The organism is Nannocystis pusilla (assembly GCF_026626665.1).
In the GTDB taxonomy this organism is placed as follows: domain Bacteria; phylum Myxococcota_A; class Polyangia; order Nannocystales; family Nannocystaceae; genus Nannocystis; species Nannocystis pusilla.
On record NZ_JAPNKE010000002.1, the window covers coordinates 4,643,335 to 4,658,894 of the forward strand.

The window sequence follows — 15,560 nt, forward strand, 5'->3', positions numbered from 1 at the left end:
GCCTGAGCTCGTGCGACCCGCGGCCCCCCTGAACCAGGCGGACACCGCCTGAGCCCTTCGAGTCGCCGCCCACGCCTGAGCCCGCGCGGGCCCCCGCCCGCCTCCGGCCCGCGCGGAGCACCGCTCGGCCTCACGCGCGCAGCCGTCACGCCGCGCGCGGGTCGGTCCGTCGCAGCGCCCGGATCACCGCCAGCACCTGCGGCGGCGGATCGGGGCGGACCACCGCCGCCAGCGTCCAGGCCGCGCTGAGCTGCCGCACCGGGCGCAGGGCCACCGCGAGGTCCGCGTGGGCCTCGCTGGCGCGGCGCGGGACCAGCGAGATCCCGCGGCCCGCGGCGACCTGGCTCAGCGCCTCGCGCAGGCTCGGGCCGACCGTCTCGATCCGCGGCATCAGCCGCCCGCGCGCGAAGTGCCCGAGGATCTCGTCGTGGCGCTCGGGCATCGCCCGCCGCGGGAACAGCACCAGCCGCTCCGCCGCCAGCGCCGCCAGCGACACGCGGGTCTCCTGCGCCAGCGCGTGCCCGGCCGGGACCGCGGCGACCAGCTCGTCGGTCAGCACCGGCAACGCGATCAGCGGGCCCTCGTCGTGCTCGAACGGCAGGAACACCAGCGCGAGGTCGAGGGCGCCGCTGCGGATCGCCTGACCCGCCTTGCGCGGCAGCACCGGCGTCACCTCGAGCGAGACGCGGCGCCGCAGCGACGCCAGCACCCGCGCCGCCCGCGGATGCGACAGGTACTCCGGCAGCACGTGACCGACCCGCAGCACGTCGCGCGGCCGGCCCATCGCGCGGACGTCGACGCGCGCCTGCTCGAGCGCCGCCAGGATCTTGCGCGCGTGACGGACCAGCCGCTTGCCGGCCGGCGTCGGTTCGGCCCCCTCGTGGCCGCGGGCCAGCAGCGTCACGCCGAGCTCCTCCTCGAGCTCGTGGACCGCCCGCGTCAGCGGCGGCTGCGACACGTGCAGCGCCCGCGACGCGGCGCGAAAGCCCTGCTCGTCGACGACCGCGAGGAAATACCGGAGCTGGCGCAGGTCCATGGGTGATACTTCGAGCGTATCACCCCGGCGAACAAAGTATGCCGGCCCCGCTGCGGCCTGCGCCTATGCTGCCGGCCGACCCGGAGGTGGACGATGCGCGTAGCAATGCAGACGGTGTTGTGGATGGGCGTTTGCGGCCTCGGCGGCTGCCAGCAGGACGCGGGGGACGCGAGCCTCACGGACGGCTCGAGCGCGACGGTCACCGGCGCGGACCCGACCGGCGAGCCCGACACGACGACCGGCGAGAGCGAGCCCGGGGCCGTCACCACCTCCGCCTCTGTCACGTCCTCGACCACCGGAGCCGACCCCGGCGACGGCCCGGACACCGGCACGAGCACCACGGGCGCCGACACGGCCGACGACACCGGCGGCGTGGACCCCGAGGAGGACGAGGACCCGCGCGGCTGCGCCGCCCCGCCGAAGCCCGGCACGATCCTCTACACCGCGCCCGGCTACCCGCAGAAGACCCCGCAGGCGCGGATCTCGGCGATGCTCGCCGACGCCGCGAAGCAGCCGATCTACAGCCCGCCGGCCTACCCGCTCGGGTTCGGGCCCACGGCCGAGCAGGGCGTGGTGCGGATCGCCTACGACCCGCAGGATCTGCCCGACGCGGGCGTCAACCGGATCCGCCTGACCGGACCTATCACCTTCGTCGACGGCGTGCGGCTCGAGATCGACGCCGGCGTCACCCTCGTCGACGCCCAGACCAGCAACGGCTCCCTCGTCGACTGGCGCGGCGCCGCCGACAAGCCGCTGCGCAACGTCACCTTGACGGTCGGCGACGCTTGCCGCGGCGAGGGCCGGCGCAAGGGCAAGTTCGTGGTCGACCGCCAGAGCGAGCTCGACAAGGACCTCTCGACCCGCTTCGTGTGGGTCGAGAACGCCGAGCGCTGGCTGCTCGAGTCGGTCCACACCCTGGACCACCCCGAGCACGTCGACAAGACCCCGGGCGAGCCCGGCGGCGGCACCGGCGGTCCGGTCGTGCTGTTCCGCGGCCTCACCGAGGCGACCACCCCGCGCTTCGGCGTCTACCGCAACCACTCGAACGAGGCCTCCGCGGCCGGCTGGGGTCCCAACCAGATCGCCGCGCTCGCCGATTCCTACATCGGCCGGATCTGGACCGACGGCGGCACCGCCCTGCGCTTCGAGTCGAGCCTCGACACCCCGGGCAACCACCGCGTGACCGCCGAGTACATCTTCGGCCAGAACGGCAACGGCGTGGTCAGCTTCTCGCCGCACACAAGCCACAGCGACGAGGTCCACGTCAGTCAGGTCTTCGGCGTCAGCATGTACGCCGGCGTGACGATCGTGAAGGGCGAGGGCGGCGAGTTCACCGCCTCGTCGATCACCGGCGGCTGCGTCGTCGCCGGCGACACCGCCCAGAGCCCCAAGGCCGACGTGCCCTACCCCGGCGACGACCCGTCGCAGACCGTCATCTACGACGTGAGCGGCGGCGGCGTGACCACCAGCGGCATCGGCCACTCGGGCAAATTCGTCGGCGGCGCCAATGGCGATCCCGCCGTCCCCTGCTCGCTGAAGATCGCCACCGGCGCGTTCTGAGCCCCCGGCGGGCCCGTCCGGCGACCTGCAGACGGAGATCCCGGCGGACCCGCCCGGCCACCCGCAGGCCGGCGGACCCTCCGGCGACCTGCGGCCGGGACATCCCGGCGGACCCCTCCGGCGACCTGCAGGGCGAGACACCCCGGCGGGCACGAGCGACGGCGCGGCCCGGCATGGCCCGCCGCCCCCTCCCGCACGCGACGCGCCTGCACGCCGCCCGCTCGCGTGATTGGACGGCGATCGCCCGTGACATGTCCCGCAGGTCATGCTCTCGAGGCGCTGCCTCTTTGCACATGTTCGAAAAACATGCTCTTCGAACATGTCCTTCAAGCCCGATCGAGATAGCGGCTCGCGGCCAGCGGCCCGAGCGCGGCCTCGGCGAGGGTTCGCACCGTGCGGCCGATCTCGCGGCGCACGCCCGGGTCGGCGAACATGCCCGGCGGCAGCAGCGAGGCGACGAACTTGGCGCTGCGGATCCGCAGCGCGTCGGCGCGGGTCAGGCTGCCCTGCGAGGTGGGCTCCAGGTCGTGGCTGTGCTCGTCGTCGACGCTCGCCAGCGCCGCCACGAACTCGGCCCGCGCCGACGTGAGGTCGAGGCGCGGGCCGTCGGGGTGGAGGCGCCGGAGCAGCGCCTCGAGGCCGTCACACAGGTCGGACAGCGCCCGCTCGTCCATGGCCGGCAGCATACGCCGCCGGCCCGGCGGGCACGAGCCCGAGGGGCGCGAACTCAGCCGCCCGGGTCGTCGTTCTTGTGGACCCAGAAGCCGCGCATGTTCAGCGTGTTCACGTCCTGGCCGTGCAGCCAGAACGCGGGGTGGCTCGGGTCGACGCCGGGCTGCGGGTTCTCGTCGATGGCGACCACCCACAGCTGCTTGACCGCGTCCTTGCCGCCCTCGAGCTTGTTGCCGAAGGTGCGGCGCGACGTGAACACGGCCCAGTTGTAGCCGCCGGAGCTGCGCGGCGCGAACGTCGGCTCGTAGTTCCAGTGGCGGTCGCGGTCGCCGGCGTAGAACGGGTGGTCGTCGCCGTTGCCGGCGCGCAGCCGGACCTCGACGCCCGGCTGCTCGATGCTGGCGAGGAACATGTCCGACGTCCCGTTGCGGGTGTCGAGCATCGCCGGGTAGGCGCCGCGGTGGTAGATGACGTAGCGCCCGTCGGGCGTCACGCTCGGGAAGATGATGCCGTTCAGCGTCGGGTCGGCGCCGGGGTCGACCAGCTTGACCGGGTTGGCCGCCGTGCGCGTGACGGCGTCGTAGTCGAGCGCCATCAGCGACAGGTTGGCGTGATCGACGTAGGCGATCTTGCGCCCGTCCGACGAGAACGCCGGCATGTTGAGGACGAGGTCGTCGATGCCGGTGCCCATCAGCTTGGCGCCGGTGGTCGCGTCCCACATGCCCGGCTGGCCGCCCGGCGGGCCCGGAGGTTCATCTCGCCGTTCTCGATCACCACCGTGCCGTCGGGCGAGATCGCCGACATCGCCCAGTTGCGCACCGGCACCCCGACGCTGGTGGTGGAGAACACCGGCGTGTTGTTGACGAGGTCCCACGTCGACGGCGTGATGTCGCCGCCGATGATGAGGCGCGTGCCGTCGGCCGAGGCCGAGTGACAGGTGCTGCAGCCGTCCTGGCCGCCGGCCAGCAGGAAGTCCTCGGGGGCGTCGGCGCCGGGGTTGATGCGGAGCACGCGGCCGAGGCTGTTGGCCCAGTAGTACACCGAGCCGATCAGCGGCTGCGACGCGATCGTCCACGTGTCGTCGGCGAGCACGTACGCGGCCTGCTGCCCGGCCGGCATGCGGTGCACGTCGAGGTACAGCGGCAGGCCCGAGCTCGACTCCGAGATCTGGACCCACTGCGCCTTGCTGATCGTGTGCCGCGAGGGCGGCTCGGCCAGCGTGTAGAACTTGGCGTCGACGAACTGGCCGCTGTAGCGGACCAGGTACTTGTCGCCCGGGGTCGAGCCGTGCCACATCAGCTCGGCCGGCTGCAGGCCCTTGGGGAACACCGTGCCGTCGTACGGGTACGACAGGATCGCGGTGTCGGGCTGCGTCGCGCCGTCGAGGATCGACTTGTCGGCCTCGGTGATCTCGGGCGGCACGAGGTCGAGCTTGAGGAACACGCTGACCGTCGCCTCGGCGGTCTTGTTGCCGTGCAGCGCCTCGACGACGAGCTGGCCGCCGTACTGGCCGCCGGCCTCGACGAGGCCCTTCTCGTCGATCGACGCGATGTAGCTGGCGTCGGCCGACCAGGTCGCGGTCACCGGCTGGCCGTCGCACAGCGCGTTCAGCTGCACCGGCGCGTGGACGCCGTTGTCGATGACGATCGTCGCCTCGGGTGGATCGACCGTCAGGGTGTTGCACCCGACGGGCGCTTCGGTGGTCGTCGGCGTGCCGGTGGTCGCGGTCCCGCCGTCGGTGCCCTCGGTGGTGGTGGGCGCGTCGGTCGCGGTCCCGTCCGACTCCGAGTCCGACGCCATCGTCGACGCGATCCCGGTCGGCGCCGAGGTCGGGCCCGCGCTCGCGGTGCCACGCGTGCCGTCATCGCCGCACGCGGCCGGGACGGCCGCGCACGCACTCACCAGAAGTAATCCCCGCCACGGCCTCGTCGCCTTGTCGCGGCTTTTCATCGTCGCCTGCCTTTCCAAGAAATCTGTTCGACCAGCCGTATCACAGACCTATCGCGCGCACAGGCGGGAAACCCCTCGACGCGGCCTCGCTGGAGACCTCGGCAACTCCCCGCCCCGGCGTTTGCGGTCCCGTGCTAAGGTGCCCGGTGCAGGCGTGGCCGACCTCGAGGCGGACAGACTGCGCGCCTTGATGCGCGCCGCGGTGTTCAAGCAGCCGCACCAGCCGGTGCTCCTCGGCAACTTCGAGATCATCAAGGTGCTCGGCTCCGGGGCGATGGGCATCGTGTATGAGGCCTTCGACCCCCGTCGCGGCGAGAACGTGGCGCTCAAGACGCTGCGGGCCCCGAGCGCGCGCGCACTGGCGCTCTTCAAGCGCGAGTTCCGGGCGCTGTCGCGGCTGTCGCACCCGAACCTGGTCGAGCTGCACAAGATGTATCGCGACCACGAGCAGTACTTCTTCACGATGGAGCTCATCCGGGGCTCCCCGCTGCTCACGTATCTGTGGGGCGTGGAGACCGCCCCCGAGGCGCCGACCGCCACTCCCGTCACCGACTTCGCCCGCCTGCGAGCGGTGTTCGCCCAGCTCGTCGACGGGGTGTTCGCGCTCCACCAGAGCCACAAGCTCCACCGCGACATCAAGCCGACCAACGTCATGGTCACCCCCGAGGGGCGCGTCGTCCTCATGGACTTCGGCTTCGTCGGTGAAGAGACGGTCGGCACCCTCGAGTCGACCGCCGGCAGCCTCGTGGTCGGCACGCCGGCGTACATGGCCCCCGAGCAGGCCGTCGGCGGCGCGCGCACGCCCGCGAGCGACTGGTACAGCGTCGGCGCCACCCTCTACATGGCGCTCACCGGCCGCGTCCCCTACTCCGGGGAGAACCTGGCGCGCATGATGGAGCGCAAGCAGCAGGGCCCCCCGCCGCCCCCGCGCACCCTGGTCGCCGGCATCCCCGACGAACTCGACGTCGTCTGCCTGCGCCTGCTCCAACCTGACCCGAAGGTCAGGCCCGGCGCCCCCGAGCTGCTGGCCCTGTTCCACAGCGACCGCAGCCACCTGCAGCGGGTCCAGGCGGCCGCCTACCTGTCGCCGGCGGCCACCCACGTCGGCGCGCGCAGCTTCGTCGGCCGGGCGGCCCAGGTGCGCGCGCTCCGGCTGGCCTTCGACGGCTTCGAGCGGACCGCGATCCCCGCGCCGGCCGAAGCCGCGCCCGCGGTCGCCGAGCCGGCCGGCGCCGCGCCCGCGATCGCCGGACCGGTCGAGTCCGGCCCGGCCGTCGTCCTCGTCCACGGCCGCGCGGGCCTCGGCAAGAGCGCGCTGATCCGCCACGTCACCGACGGCCTGCGCCACCGCGCCGCCCTGCTGCGCGCGCGCTGTTACGAGCGCGACACCGTCCCGTACAAGGCGCTCGACAGCCTGGTCGACGCCCTGGCCCGCCAGCTGCGCCAGCGCGACGAGGCCGAGGTCGCCGCCGTCCTGCCGCCCGAGGTCGATTCGCTGGTCGCCCTGTTCCCGGTGCTCCACCAGGCCCCGGCCGTGGCCGCCGTCACACCTGTCCCTTCGGCCATCCCCACGCGGCGCGATCTCCGGGCCGCCCTCCGCCCCGACGCCCCGGCCTTCCGCGCCCTGCGGCGGCTGCTGCTCGGCCTCGGCGCCCGCCGCCCGCTGGTGCTGTGGATCGACGACCTGCAGTGGGGCGACGCCGACAGCGTGCGCGCGCTGGCCGAGCTGCTGCGCCCGCCGCAGGCCCCGCGCGCCCTGCTGATCGCCAGCTACCGCAGCGAGGACAGCGACAGCCCGGCGCTGCGCGCTCTGGATGTCCTCAAGGACATGGTCGAACAGGCAGGGTCTTCGGTGCAGGTGCTCGAGCTGCTGCCGCTGTCGGCCGACGAGACCGACGCGCTGGCCGAGATCCTGCTCGGGCCCGACACCCCGCCGCAGCGGCTGCGCCGCGTCGCCGCCGAGGCCGGGGGCAGCCCGCAGCTGCTCCACGAGCTGGCGCGCTTCGTCGCCCACGGGGCCGGCAGCGCGCCCGAGGTCACCCTCGACGAGCTGATCGAGATCCGGATCTCCCGCCTCACCTCGACCCAGCGGCGCCTGCTCGAGGTGCTCGCGGTGGCCGGGCGCCCGCTGGCCCAGGCGGTCGCGTTCGCGGTCGCCGGCTTCACCGGCAACGCCGGCAACGCCGGGCTCGCCGACCTCCATCAGCTCCAGGCCGCGGGCCTGGTCCGCAGCTTCACCGCCGCCGGCTCCGACCTGCTCGGCGAGCAGGGCGAGCTCGTGCTCGACGTGCAGCACGAGCGCACCCGCGAGGCGGTGCTGATCCGCCTCGACGGCCCGGCGCTGCGCGAGCTCCACGGCCGCCTCGCCGCCGCGCTCGAGCGCGAGCCGCAGACCGACCCGTTCGCCCTCATCGAGCACCTGCGCGCCGCCGGCGACACCGCCCGCGCGCTCGCCCTGGCCCGCCGCGCCGCCACCTTTTACCGCGAGGCCGACGACTTCCTGCGCGCCGCCGCCTTCCTCCGCGTCGCCCGCGACCTCGCCCCGCCCGGCGCCGCCCCGGGGCTCGCGCGCGAGCTCGGCGACACCCTCGCGCGCGCCGGCCACAGCCGCGAGGCCGCCGAGGCCTACCTCTCGGCCCGCAGCGGCGGCGACCCGGCCGGCGACCTCGCCCTCGTCGGCGCCGCCGCGGCCCAGTTCATCACCGCCGGCCACCTCGCCCGCGGCCACGAGATTCTCGCCGCCGCCCTCGTCGCCGCCGGCCTGTCCTCGGGCGACGCCTCGATGCGCGACAAGCTCGGCGCGCTGTGGCGGCGCGGCCAGAAGATGGTCCGCGGCCTCGACTTCACCGCCCGCGCCGAGGCCGACATAGGCCCCATGGAGCTGGCGCGGGTCGACCTCTGCTTCGCCGCCGCGCTCTCGACCCTCGTCGTCGACCCCGGCGCCGCCGCCGACGCCCAGGCGCGCCACCTCCTGCTGGCCCTGCGGACCGGCGAGACGCGCCGGGTCGCGCGCGCCTTCGCGCTCGAGGCCTGCCTGCTCGGGCCCGGAGGGCGCGGTCGCGCGCCCAGATCGACCCGCTCCTCGCCTCCGCGCGCGCCCTCGCCCGCTCCAGCGGCGCCGCCGGCATCGCCGACCTGTGCGACCTGGTCGACCTGCTGGCCGAGACAGCCGGCGGCTCGCCGACGCGCGCGCTGGCGCTCGCCGGGCCGCTGCTGCGCGCCGGCACCCTGCACGCGCCCGAGCTGCCCGGCCTGTCGACCCTGGCCCGCCTGTGCCAATTCCGCGCGCTCCTCCACCTCGGCCGCTACGACGTGCTGCTGGAGGAGGTCCCGGCCCTGCTGACCGCCGCGCGCTTCGCCGACGACCGGGCCGCGCACGTCGCCTGCGCCTCCCTGGCGGCCTGGCTGGCCGCGGTCGACGGCGACCCGGTCGGCGCGCAGGCCCTGGCGGTCGAGAGCGCCGCCGCCTGGCCGGCCGCCGACCCGCGCGCCTTCCACATGCAGCACCTCCAGATCCTCGGCGCCGAGGCCCACGCCTTGCTGGCCGCCGGCGACCCCGCGGGCGCCTGGGCCCAGGTCGAGGCGGCCGGGCCGGCGCTGGCCCGCAGCGGCCTGGCGCACCTGCTGCCGCTGCGCGTCCAGGCCACCGAGTTGACCGGCCGTGTCGCCCTCGCCGCTCTCGCCGCCGGCCCGGCCACGTCGACCCGCGAGGGCCTGCGGCGGGCGATCGAGCGCGCCGCCGACAGCCTGCAGCGCGACGGCGCCGTCGGCCACGCCGCCCTCCTGCGCGCCGGCCTGCGCCACCTCGCCGGCGACTCGGGCGGCGCGCAGACCCTGCTGCACACCGCCGCCGACGCGTTCGCGGCCGCCGGCATGGCCGCGCACCAGGCCGCCGCCGAGCTGCGCCTGGCCCGACTGGCCGGTCGCAGCGGCGAGGTCCCGCGCGGCGCCCTGCGAGCGCTCGGCGTCGAGCACCCCGACTGCTTCGCCGCCCTGCTCGCCCCGGCGCTGCCCGCGTGAGCCGCCGCGGCGCTCGCAGGGCGGCGAGCCGCGGCCGTTGCATCCGCACCGAAGCCCGCGATCGCTCGACGCGAACGCCCTGCGCGGCCGGTCCGGCCCTCCGACGCTGCAGACCGCGGACTTGCCGATGCCGCAGACCTCACGTCTCCGCTCGCCTCGCGGCCCCGGCGACCTGCGGACACGCACGCCTGCGCCGGCTTCTTCCCCGTGGGCCGCGCGTGATCCGGCTCTACGCGCCCGCTCCGCCGAAGCTCCGGCCTCCCCGTGCTACCGTCGCAGGGATGTCCGACGACTTCGAGCTCCTCGACGCCTGGCGGGGCGGCGACCTGCAGGCCGGCAGCAAGCTGTTCGACCGCCACTTCGAGAGCATCCATCGGTTCTTGCGCAACAAGGTCGGCGACGACACCGACGAGGTCATGCAGCGGACCCTGCTCGCGTGCGTCGAGACCCGCGACCGCTTCCGCGGCGCCTCGACCTTCCGCACGTACCTGTTCGGCGTCGCCCGGCTCGAGCTGCTGGCCCACTACCGGCGCCGGCGCAAGCTCAACAACGAGCTGGACATCGAGTCGAAGTCCTTCTTCGACCTCGACCCGTCGCCGAGCACCGTCGTCGCCAAGCACAACGAGCAGAAGCTGCTGCACGAGGCGCTGCGCCGGCTGCCGATCGACCTGCAGATCGCGCTCGAGCTGCACTACTGGGAGAACATGTCGGCCACCGAGGTCGCCACGGTGCTGGAGATCCCGAGCGGCACGGTCAAGAGCCGGCTGCGGCGGGCCAAGGAGATGCTGCGCGAGATCATGGAGTCGATCACGCTCAGCAAGACCCAGCTCGAGAGCACCATGGGCGACCTCGACGGCTGGGCCAAGCAGCTCGGTGAAACCCTGCGCGAGGGCGCTGCGGTCTCACGCATGACGGCCAAGGACGACAACGACGACGAATCGCCGTCCGGGGCCGCCGCGGCCACCTGATGAGCTCGGCGCCCCCGGCGCTGTTTTCACCGCGCGGGCCGCAGCGTCCGGCACTTCGTAGCGACATCGGCATGACTCGACCGTCCCGCAGCCTCCGGTTCTTCGCCGTCATCGGCGTCCTGTCCACCGCCGTCGCCCTGCTGGCGCTCTTCACCGTGTCGGTCCGCTGCGCCTGCGGCGGGCCCGGCGTCCCGGTCAAGACGGTGCTGGAGATCGACTTCGAGCGGCCCTTCGCCGAGCACGCGGCGGCCGACCCGATCGCGCGCGCGCTCGGCGGCGGCGGCCCGACCGTCGACGACCTCGTCGCCGCGCTCGAGCGGGCCCGCACCGACGACCGCGTGGCCGGCCTGGTCGCGCACATCGGCGGCGCCGGCTCCGGCCTCGCCCGCACCCAGGAGCTGCGCGACGCGATCGCCGGCTTCCGCGCCAGCGGCAAGTTCGCGGTCGCCTTCTCCGAGACCTTCGGCGAGTTCGGGCCCGGCAACCAGGGCTACTACCTCGCCACCGCGTTCGACGAGATCTGGCTGCAGCCGTCCGGGGACGTCGGCCTCAACGGCCTGATGATGCAGCCCACGTTCTACCGCGGCGCGCTCGACAAGCTCGACGTCGCGGTCCGCATGGACCACCGCTACGAGTACAAGAACGCGCTCAACCAGTACACCGAGCGCGCCTTCACCCCGGCGCACAAGGAGGCCAGCCAGGCTGTCCTGGGGAGCATGTTCGATCAGCTCGTCAGCGGCATCGCCGAGCGCCGCCAGCTGGCGCCCGAGGCCGTGCGCGCGCTGATCGACCGCGGCCCGTTCCTCGGCCCCGAGGCCCTGAAGGAGGGCCTGGTCGACAAGCTCGGCTACCGCGACGAGGTCATGGCCGCCGTCAAGGCGCGCGCCGGCGACGGCGCCGAGCTGCTGTGGCACGACCGCTACCTCGACCGCGCCGGCAGCCCGTGGACCCGCGGCGCCCGGATCGCCGTCGTCTACGGCCTCGGCCCGGTCCAGCGCGGCGAGAGCAGCTTCGACCCGCTGTTCCGCGAAGCCACCATGGGCTCCGACACCGTCGGCGCGGCCCTGCGCGCCGCCATCGACGACCCCGAGGTCAAGGCGATCGTGTTCCGCGTCGACAGCCCCGGCGGCTCGTACGTCGCCTCCGACGCGATCTGGCGCGAGACGGTCCGGGCCAAGCAGGCCGGCAAGCCGGTCATCGTCAGCATGGGCAACGTCGCCGGCTCGGGCGGCTACTTCGTCGCCATGCACGCGACCAAGATCGTCGCCCAGCCCGGCACCATCACCGGCTCGATCGGCGTGCTCGGCGGCAAGATGCTCACGCGTCAGCTGTTCGAGCGCCTCGGCGTCACCTACGACGCGATCGGCAGCTCGGCCAACAGCGACTTCTTCAGCGACACCCACGACTACAGCGCCCAGGGCTGGCAGCGCTTCCAGGCCTGGCTCGACCGCGTCTACGTCGACTTCACCACCAAGGTCGCCGAGGGTCGCGGCCTGCCGATCGAGAAGGTCCGCGAGGTCGCCAAGGGCCGGATCTGGACCGGCGCCGACGCCAAGGAGCTCGGCCTCGTCGACGAGCTCGGCGGCTGGCCGGTCGCCCTCCGCCTGGCCCGCGAGGCCGCCGGCCTCGACGCCGACGCCGACATCGAGCTCAAGGTCTATCCGGAAGACAAGGGCCTGCTCGGCTCCCTGCTCGGCGGCGGCAACGACAACAGCGAGTCGGTCGCCGCCCAGGTCCAGCTCACCGTCGGCCTGGTCGACGAGCTGCGCCCCGTGGCCGCCGAGCTGCGCGCCCTCGGCCTCGGCCCCGGCGCCCACGGCGTGGTCAGCACCCTGCCCGTCGCCCTCGGCGACTGATCTGTCCCTCGGGACATTTTGTCGATGCGCGGCGCCGTCCGCCGCGCGCGAACGAGCCGGGGTCACGCCTTGCCCGGCGACCGCGGCGCCCGCTATGTCTGGGCGCTGCCATGAACCCGCCCACTGCCGCGCTCGAAGCCCGCCTCCTCGCCCTCGAAGCCACGGTCCACCGCCTGCGCCTGACGACGCTCGGCCTGGTCGCCCTGCTGCTCGCGCTCGTCACTTGCGGCAGCGGCGAGTACAGCCAGAGCAGCACGCAGGAGCAGCTCGGCCTGTTGATGGCGCGGGAGATCCGGGTCGGCGACGCGCGAGCCGCCGTGCACATCGTCGGCCACGAGCTCCGCATGCAGCGAGAGGGCGTCGGCGCGGTGACGGTCGAGAGCGACCGGATCCGCTTCTTCGCCGTCGACGGCAGCGAGCGGGCCGCCTTCGTGGTCGGCGGAGAGCCCCAGTGGGCCGTCCCGCCGCCCGCAGCGCCGGCGCAGGCGTCGCCCTGACCGCGTCGCCCTCCGAGCCTGTCTATCTATAATGTCTTGAAGGACCTGTCCTTCAAGACATTCACGCACGCCGAGCCCTGCGCGCCGGGGGTCCTGCTTTGCCGGCGCGAGCGGGTCGCCGCTCCGCGCCCTGCCGCGGTCCGGCCGGCTGGCATGGACGATGCAGCGTTGTTGGGCATGGCCCGCGAAGCCCAGCCGACATTGCGACCGCGGCGTTCGGCCGCGCAACGATCGGCGACCGACGCACCGATTGCGCGGCGCGTCCCGCGGGCCCGGCAGGAGTCCTCATGCACGTCGAGCCCTTCTTCGATCCCCGGACCTTCACCCTCACCTACGTCGTCGTCGACCCGGACACCCGCGACGCTCTCGTCATCGATCCCGTCCTCGACTACGAGGCGGGCGGCGCCATCGTCTCCACCGAGTCGGTCGATCAGGTCAGCGCGTACCTGCGGCGCGAGGGCCTCACGCTGCGGGCGATCCTCGAGACCCACGCGCACGCCGATCACTTGACCGGCTCGCAGGTGCTGCGGGCGCGCTTCCCCGGCGCGTTCGTGGCGATCGGCGAGCGGATCCGGGAGGTCCAGAGCGTGTTTCGCCAGATCTTCGAGCTCGGCGACGAGTTCGCCGTCGACGGGCGGCAGTTCGATCGCCTGCTCACCGACGGCGAGAGGTTCGCGGCCGGCAGCCTCGTGGTCGGCGTGATCGCCACCCCGGGGCACACGCCCGCGTGCGTCAGCTATCACATCGGCGACGCCGTGTTCACCGGCGACGCCCTGTTCATGCCCGACTACGGCACCGGCCGCTGCGACTTCCCGCGCGGCAGCGCCGAGGCGATGTACCACTCGGTCACCGCCCGCCTCTACGCCCTCCCCGACGAGACCCGCGTGTTCGTCGGCCACGACTACCAGCCGAACGGCCGCCCGCTGGCGTTCGAGTCGACCATCGGCGAAGAGCGTCGGCACAACGTCCAGCTGCCCGCCGACCGCAGCGAGGAGGACTTCGTCGCCTTCCGCCGCGCCCGCGACGCCAAGCTCGACGCGCCCAAGCTGCTCTACCCCAGCCTGCAGGTCAACATCCGCGCGGGGCACTTGCCCGACCCCTCGTCGCCCGACAAGACCTCCTTCTTGAATCCCGCTGCGCCTCCGCTCGCCGATCGACGGCCTCGGCTGAGTCTTGCGACCGTCGTGATAGCGATCGTCACGGACCGATCGCGCCTCGCGTTCACCGAGGCTCGACCGACCCGTCGCTACCTGCATGCGCCGCGGACCTCCGCCGCGCGAGCGGCCGTCACACCATCGCCTGCAGCGCGCGTGGGTCGAGCGCCACCGGCTCGCCCAGCGCGCGGCGGACGGCCTCGTGCACCGTGAAGCTGAAGCGCTGCGCGCCGACCTCCGCGGCGAAGCGCGAGCGCGCGAACACGTCGCGCACCGGGCCGGTCACCGCCGCGAAGTGGAGCTCCACGCCTCGCGCCGTCAACGTGCGCCGGAGCTCGCGCAGGGTCGCCAGCGCCGACACGTCGACGTCGTGGATCCCGCTGCAGTCGAGGATCACCGCGCGGATCGGGGCCGTCGTCGACTCGAGCCGACGCAGCACCGCCTCGCGCAGGAAGGCCGCGTTGGCGAAGTAAAGCTGGGCGTCGAGGCGCAACAGCAGCAGCCCGGGCACCGGCAGCGCGTCGGCGAAGCGGGCCCGGTTGCGATACACCTCCGTGCCCGGCAGCCGCCCGAGCTCCGCCGTGTGCGGCCGCGTCGTCCGCAGCACGAACAGCGCCAGCGACAGCAGCACCCCCAGCGCCAGCCCGAGCGTGATCCCCAGCATCAGCGTCGCCGCCAGAGTCACCCCGTACGTCATCGACTCGCGCCGCCGCAGCCGCCACAGCGCGCGGGGCAGCTCGAGATCGACGAGCCCCGCCACCGACACGAGGATGATCGCCGCCAGCGCCGCCCGCGGCAGGTCGCGCAGCAGCGGCGCCAGCACCACCAGCGCCAGCGCCACCAGCCCCGCCGTGAACAGGCCGGCCAGGCCCGTGCGCGCCCCGGCCTGCGCGTTGACGGCCGTGCGCGACAGCCCGCCGGCGATCGGGTAGCCGCGCATGAACCCGGTGGCGATGTTGCTGAGGCCGAGCGCCGCCAGCTCGCGGTCGGGCGCGGGGCGGTCGTCGGCGTCCGCCACCGCCAGGCTCGAGGACAGCGCCTCCACGAACGACAGCAGCGCGATCGTCACCGCCGCCGGCGCCAGCGCCACGATCGTGGCCCACGACGCGACCGGCAGCGCCGGCGTCGGCAGACCCGCCGGCACCGGGCCGAGGACCGCGACCCCGTGCGCCGGCAGGTCGAGCCCCCACGAGCCCGCGAGCGCCAGCGCCACCACCACCAGCGCTCGACCCCGGAAGCGCCGCAGCGCGAGCAGCAGGGCCATCGCCGCCAGTCCGACCAGCAACGTCGGCGCGTGCAGCCCGGCGCGCGCCGCCCACAGGTCGGCCGCGATCGCGTGGATGCCGGTGCTCGCCGGCAGCTTGACCCCGAACAGCGCGCCGAGCTGGCTGGCCGCGATGACGACCGCCGCCGCCGACGTGAACGCCGCGAGCACCGGCTGCGACAGGAAGTTGACGACGAAGCCGAGCCTCAGCGCGCCCATCGTCAGCTGCACCGCCCCGACCATCACCGCCAGCGCGGCCGCGACCGTGACCTGCGACTCTCCGGCCGCCAGCGTCACGCCGCTCAGCGCCGCCGCCACCAGCAGCGAGTCCATCGCCACCGGACCTACGGCCAGCTTCGCCGAGCCGCCGAACACCGCGTACACGACGAGCGGGGCGATCGCCGCGTAGAGCCCGACGATCGGCGGCAGCCCGGCCAGCATCGCGTAGGCCATCGCCTGCGGGATCAACATCACCGCCGTCGTCAACCCCGCGGTGAGGTCGCCGGGGAGGTCGCTCCGGCGATAGCGAGGCAGCCAAACGAGGAGGGGCACGAGGCGTCGCAGTCGGTCCACCGCCCCGCCT

General features: G+C 74.1%; 12 protein-coding genes. 7 read left to right on the top strand and 5 right to left on the bottom strand.

Features of this window, described 5'->3' with window-relative positions; translation table 11 throughout:
• Positions 1-145: 145 nt before the first annotated feature.
• Positions 146-1,036, bottom strand: coding sequence for a LysR family transcriptional regulator (locus OV079_RS20420; protein ID WP_267770515.1), 891 nt, complete (start codon positions 1,034-1,036; stop codon positions 146-148).
• Positions 1,037-1,141: 105 nt separating this feature from the next.
• On the opposite strand from OV079_RS20420, the gene OV079_RS20425 reads away from it, so the two are divergent.
• On the top strand, positions 1,142-2,596 hold the full coding sequence (locus OV079_RS20425; RefSeq protein ID WP_267770516.1) for a hypothetical protein: 1,455 nt from the start codon (positions 1,142-1,144) through the stop codon (positions 2,594-2,596).
• Between the two features lie 326 nt (positions 2,597-2,922).
• Here the strand turns inward: OV079_RS20425 and OV079_RS20430 are convergent, their stop codons facing one another.
• Genes OV079_RS20430 through OV079_RS20440 form a run of 3 tightly spaced genes read right to left on the bottom strand, consistent with a single transcriptional unit; the run spans position 2,923 to position 5,068 of the window.
• Positions 2,923-3,270, bottom strand: coding sequence for a hypothetical protein (locus tag OV079_RS20430; RefSeq protein WP_267770517.1), 348 nt, complete (start codon positions 3,268-3,270; stop codon positions 2,923-2,925).
• A 53-nt stretch (positions 3,271-3,323) separates the two neighbouring features.
• Complete coding sequence (locus OV079_RS20435; RefSeq protein ID WP_267770518.1) at positions 3,324-3,989, bottom strand: TolB family protein; 666 nt, start codon at positions 3,987-3,989, stop codon at positions 3,324-3,326.
• Positions 3,959-5,068: a hypothetical protein gene (locus OV079_RS20440; RefSeq protein WP_267770519.1), complete on the bottom strand. Its 1,110-nt coding sequence runs from the start codon at positions 5,066-5,068 to the stop codon at positions 3,959-3,961. Before OV079_RS20440 ends, OV079_RS20435 begins: the two co-directional genes overlap by 31 nt.
• 304 nt (positions 5,069-5,372) lie before the next feature.
• Between OV079_RS20440 and OV079_RS20445 the strand changes: the two genes are divergently transcribed.
• From OV079_RS20445 to OV079_RS20470, 6 genes are all read left to right on the top strand, one after another.
• Positions 5,373-8,561, top strand: coding sequence for a serine/threonine-protein kinase (locus OV079_RS20445; protein WP_267770520.1), 3,189 nt, complete (start codon positions 5,373-5,375; stop codon positions 8,559-8,561).
• Positions 8,531-9,238, top strand: a complete 708-nt coding sequence (locus OV079_RS20450) for a hypothetical protein (protein ID WP_267770521.1) — start codon at positions 8,531-8,533, stop codon at positions 9,236-9,238. The genes OV079_RS20445 and OV079_RS20450 overlap by 31 nt, the downstream gene beginning before the upstream one ends.
• Positions 9,239-9,519: 281 nt before the next feature.
• A complete protein-coding gene (locus tag OV079_RS20455; protein ID WP_267770522.1) occupies positions 9,520-10,206 on the top strand; it encodes an RNA polymerase sigma factor in 687 nt (228 codons plus the stop codon).
• Between the two features lie 71 nt (positions 10,207-10,277).
• Positions 10,278-12,062 carry a signal peptide peptidase SppA gene (gene sppA / locus OV079_RS20460; protein ID WP_267770523.1) on the top strand — a complete coding sequence of 595 codons (1,785 nt, stop codon included), beginning with the start codon at positions 10,278-10,280 and terminating at the stop codon, positions 12,060-12,062.
• A gap of 110 nt (positions 12,063-12,172) precedes the next feature.
• Complete coding sequence (locus OV079_RS20465) at positions 12,173-12,559, top strand: hypothetical protein (RefSeq protein WP_267770524.1); 387 nt, start codon at positions 12,173-12,175, stop codon at positions 12,557-12,559.
• 287 nt (positions 12,560-12,846) lie between these two features.
• The gene (locus OV079_RS20470) at positions 12,847-13,926 is read left to right on the top strand and encodes an MBL fold metallo-hydrolase (RefSeq protein ID WP_267770526.1); all 1,080 of its coding nucleotides are present in this window, start codon (positions 12,847-12,849) and stop codon (positions 13,924-13,926) included.
• Here the strand turns inward: OV079_RS20470 and OV079_RS20475 are convergent.
• The gene (locus OV079_RS20475) at positions 13,847-15,529 is read right to left on the bottom strand and encodes a SulP family inorganic anion transporter (RefSeq protein ID WP_267770527.1); all 1,683 of its coding nucleotides are present in this window, start codon (positions 15,527-15,529) and stop codon (positions 13,847-13,849) included. The genes OV079_RS20470 and OV079_RS20475 overlap by 80 nt on opposite strands.
• Positions 15,530-15,560 lie beyond the last annotated feature (31 nt).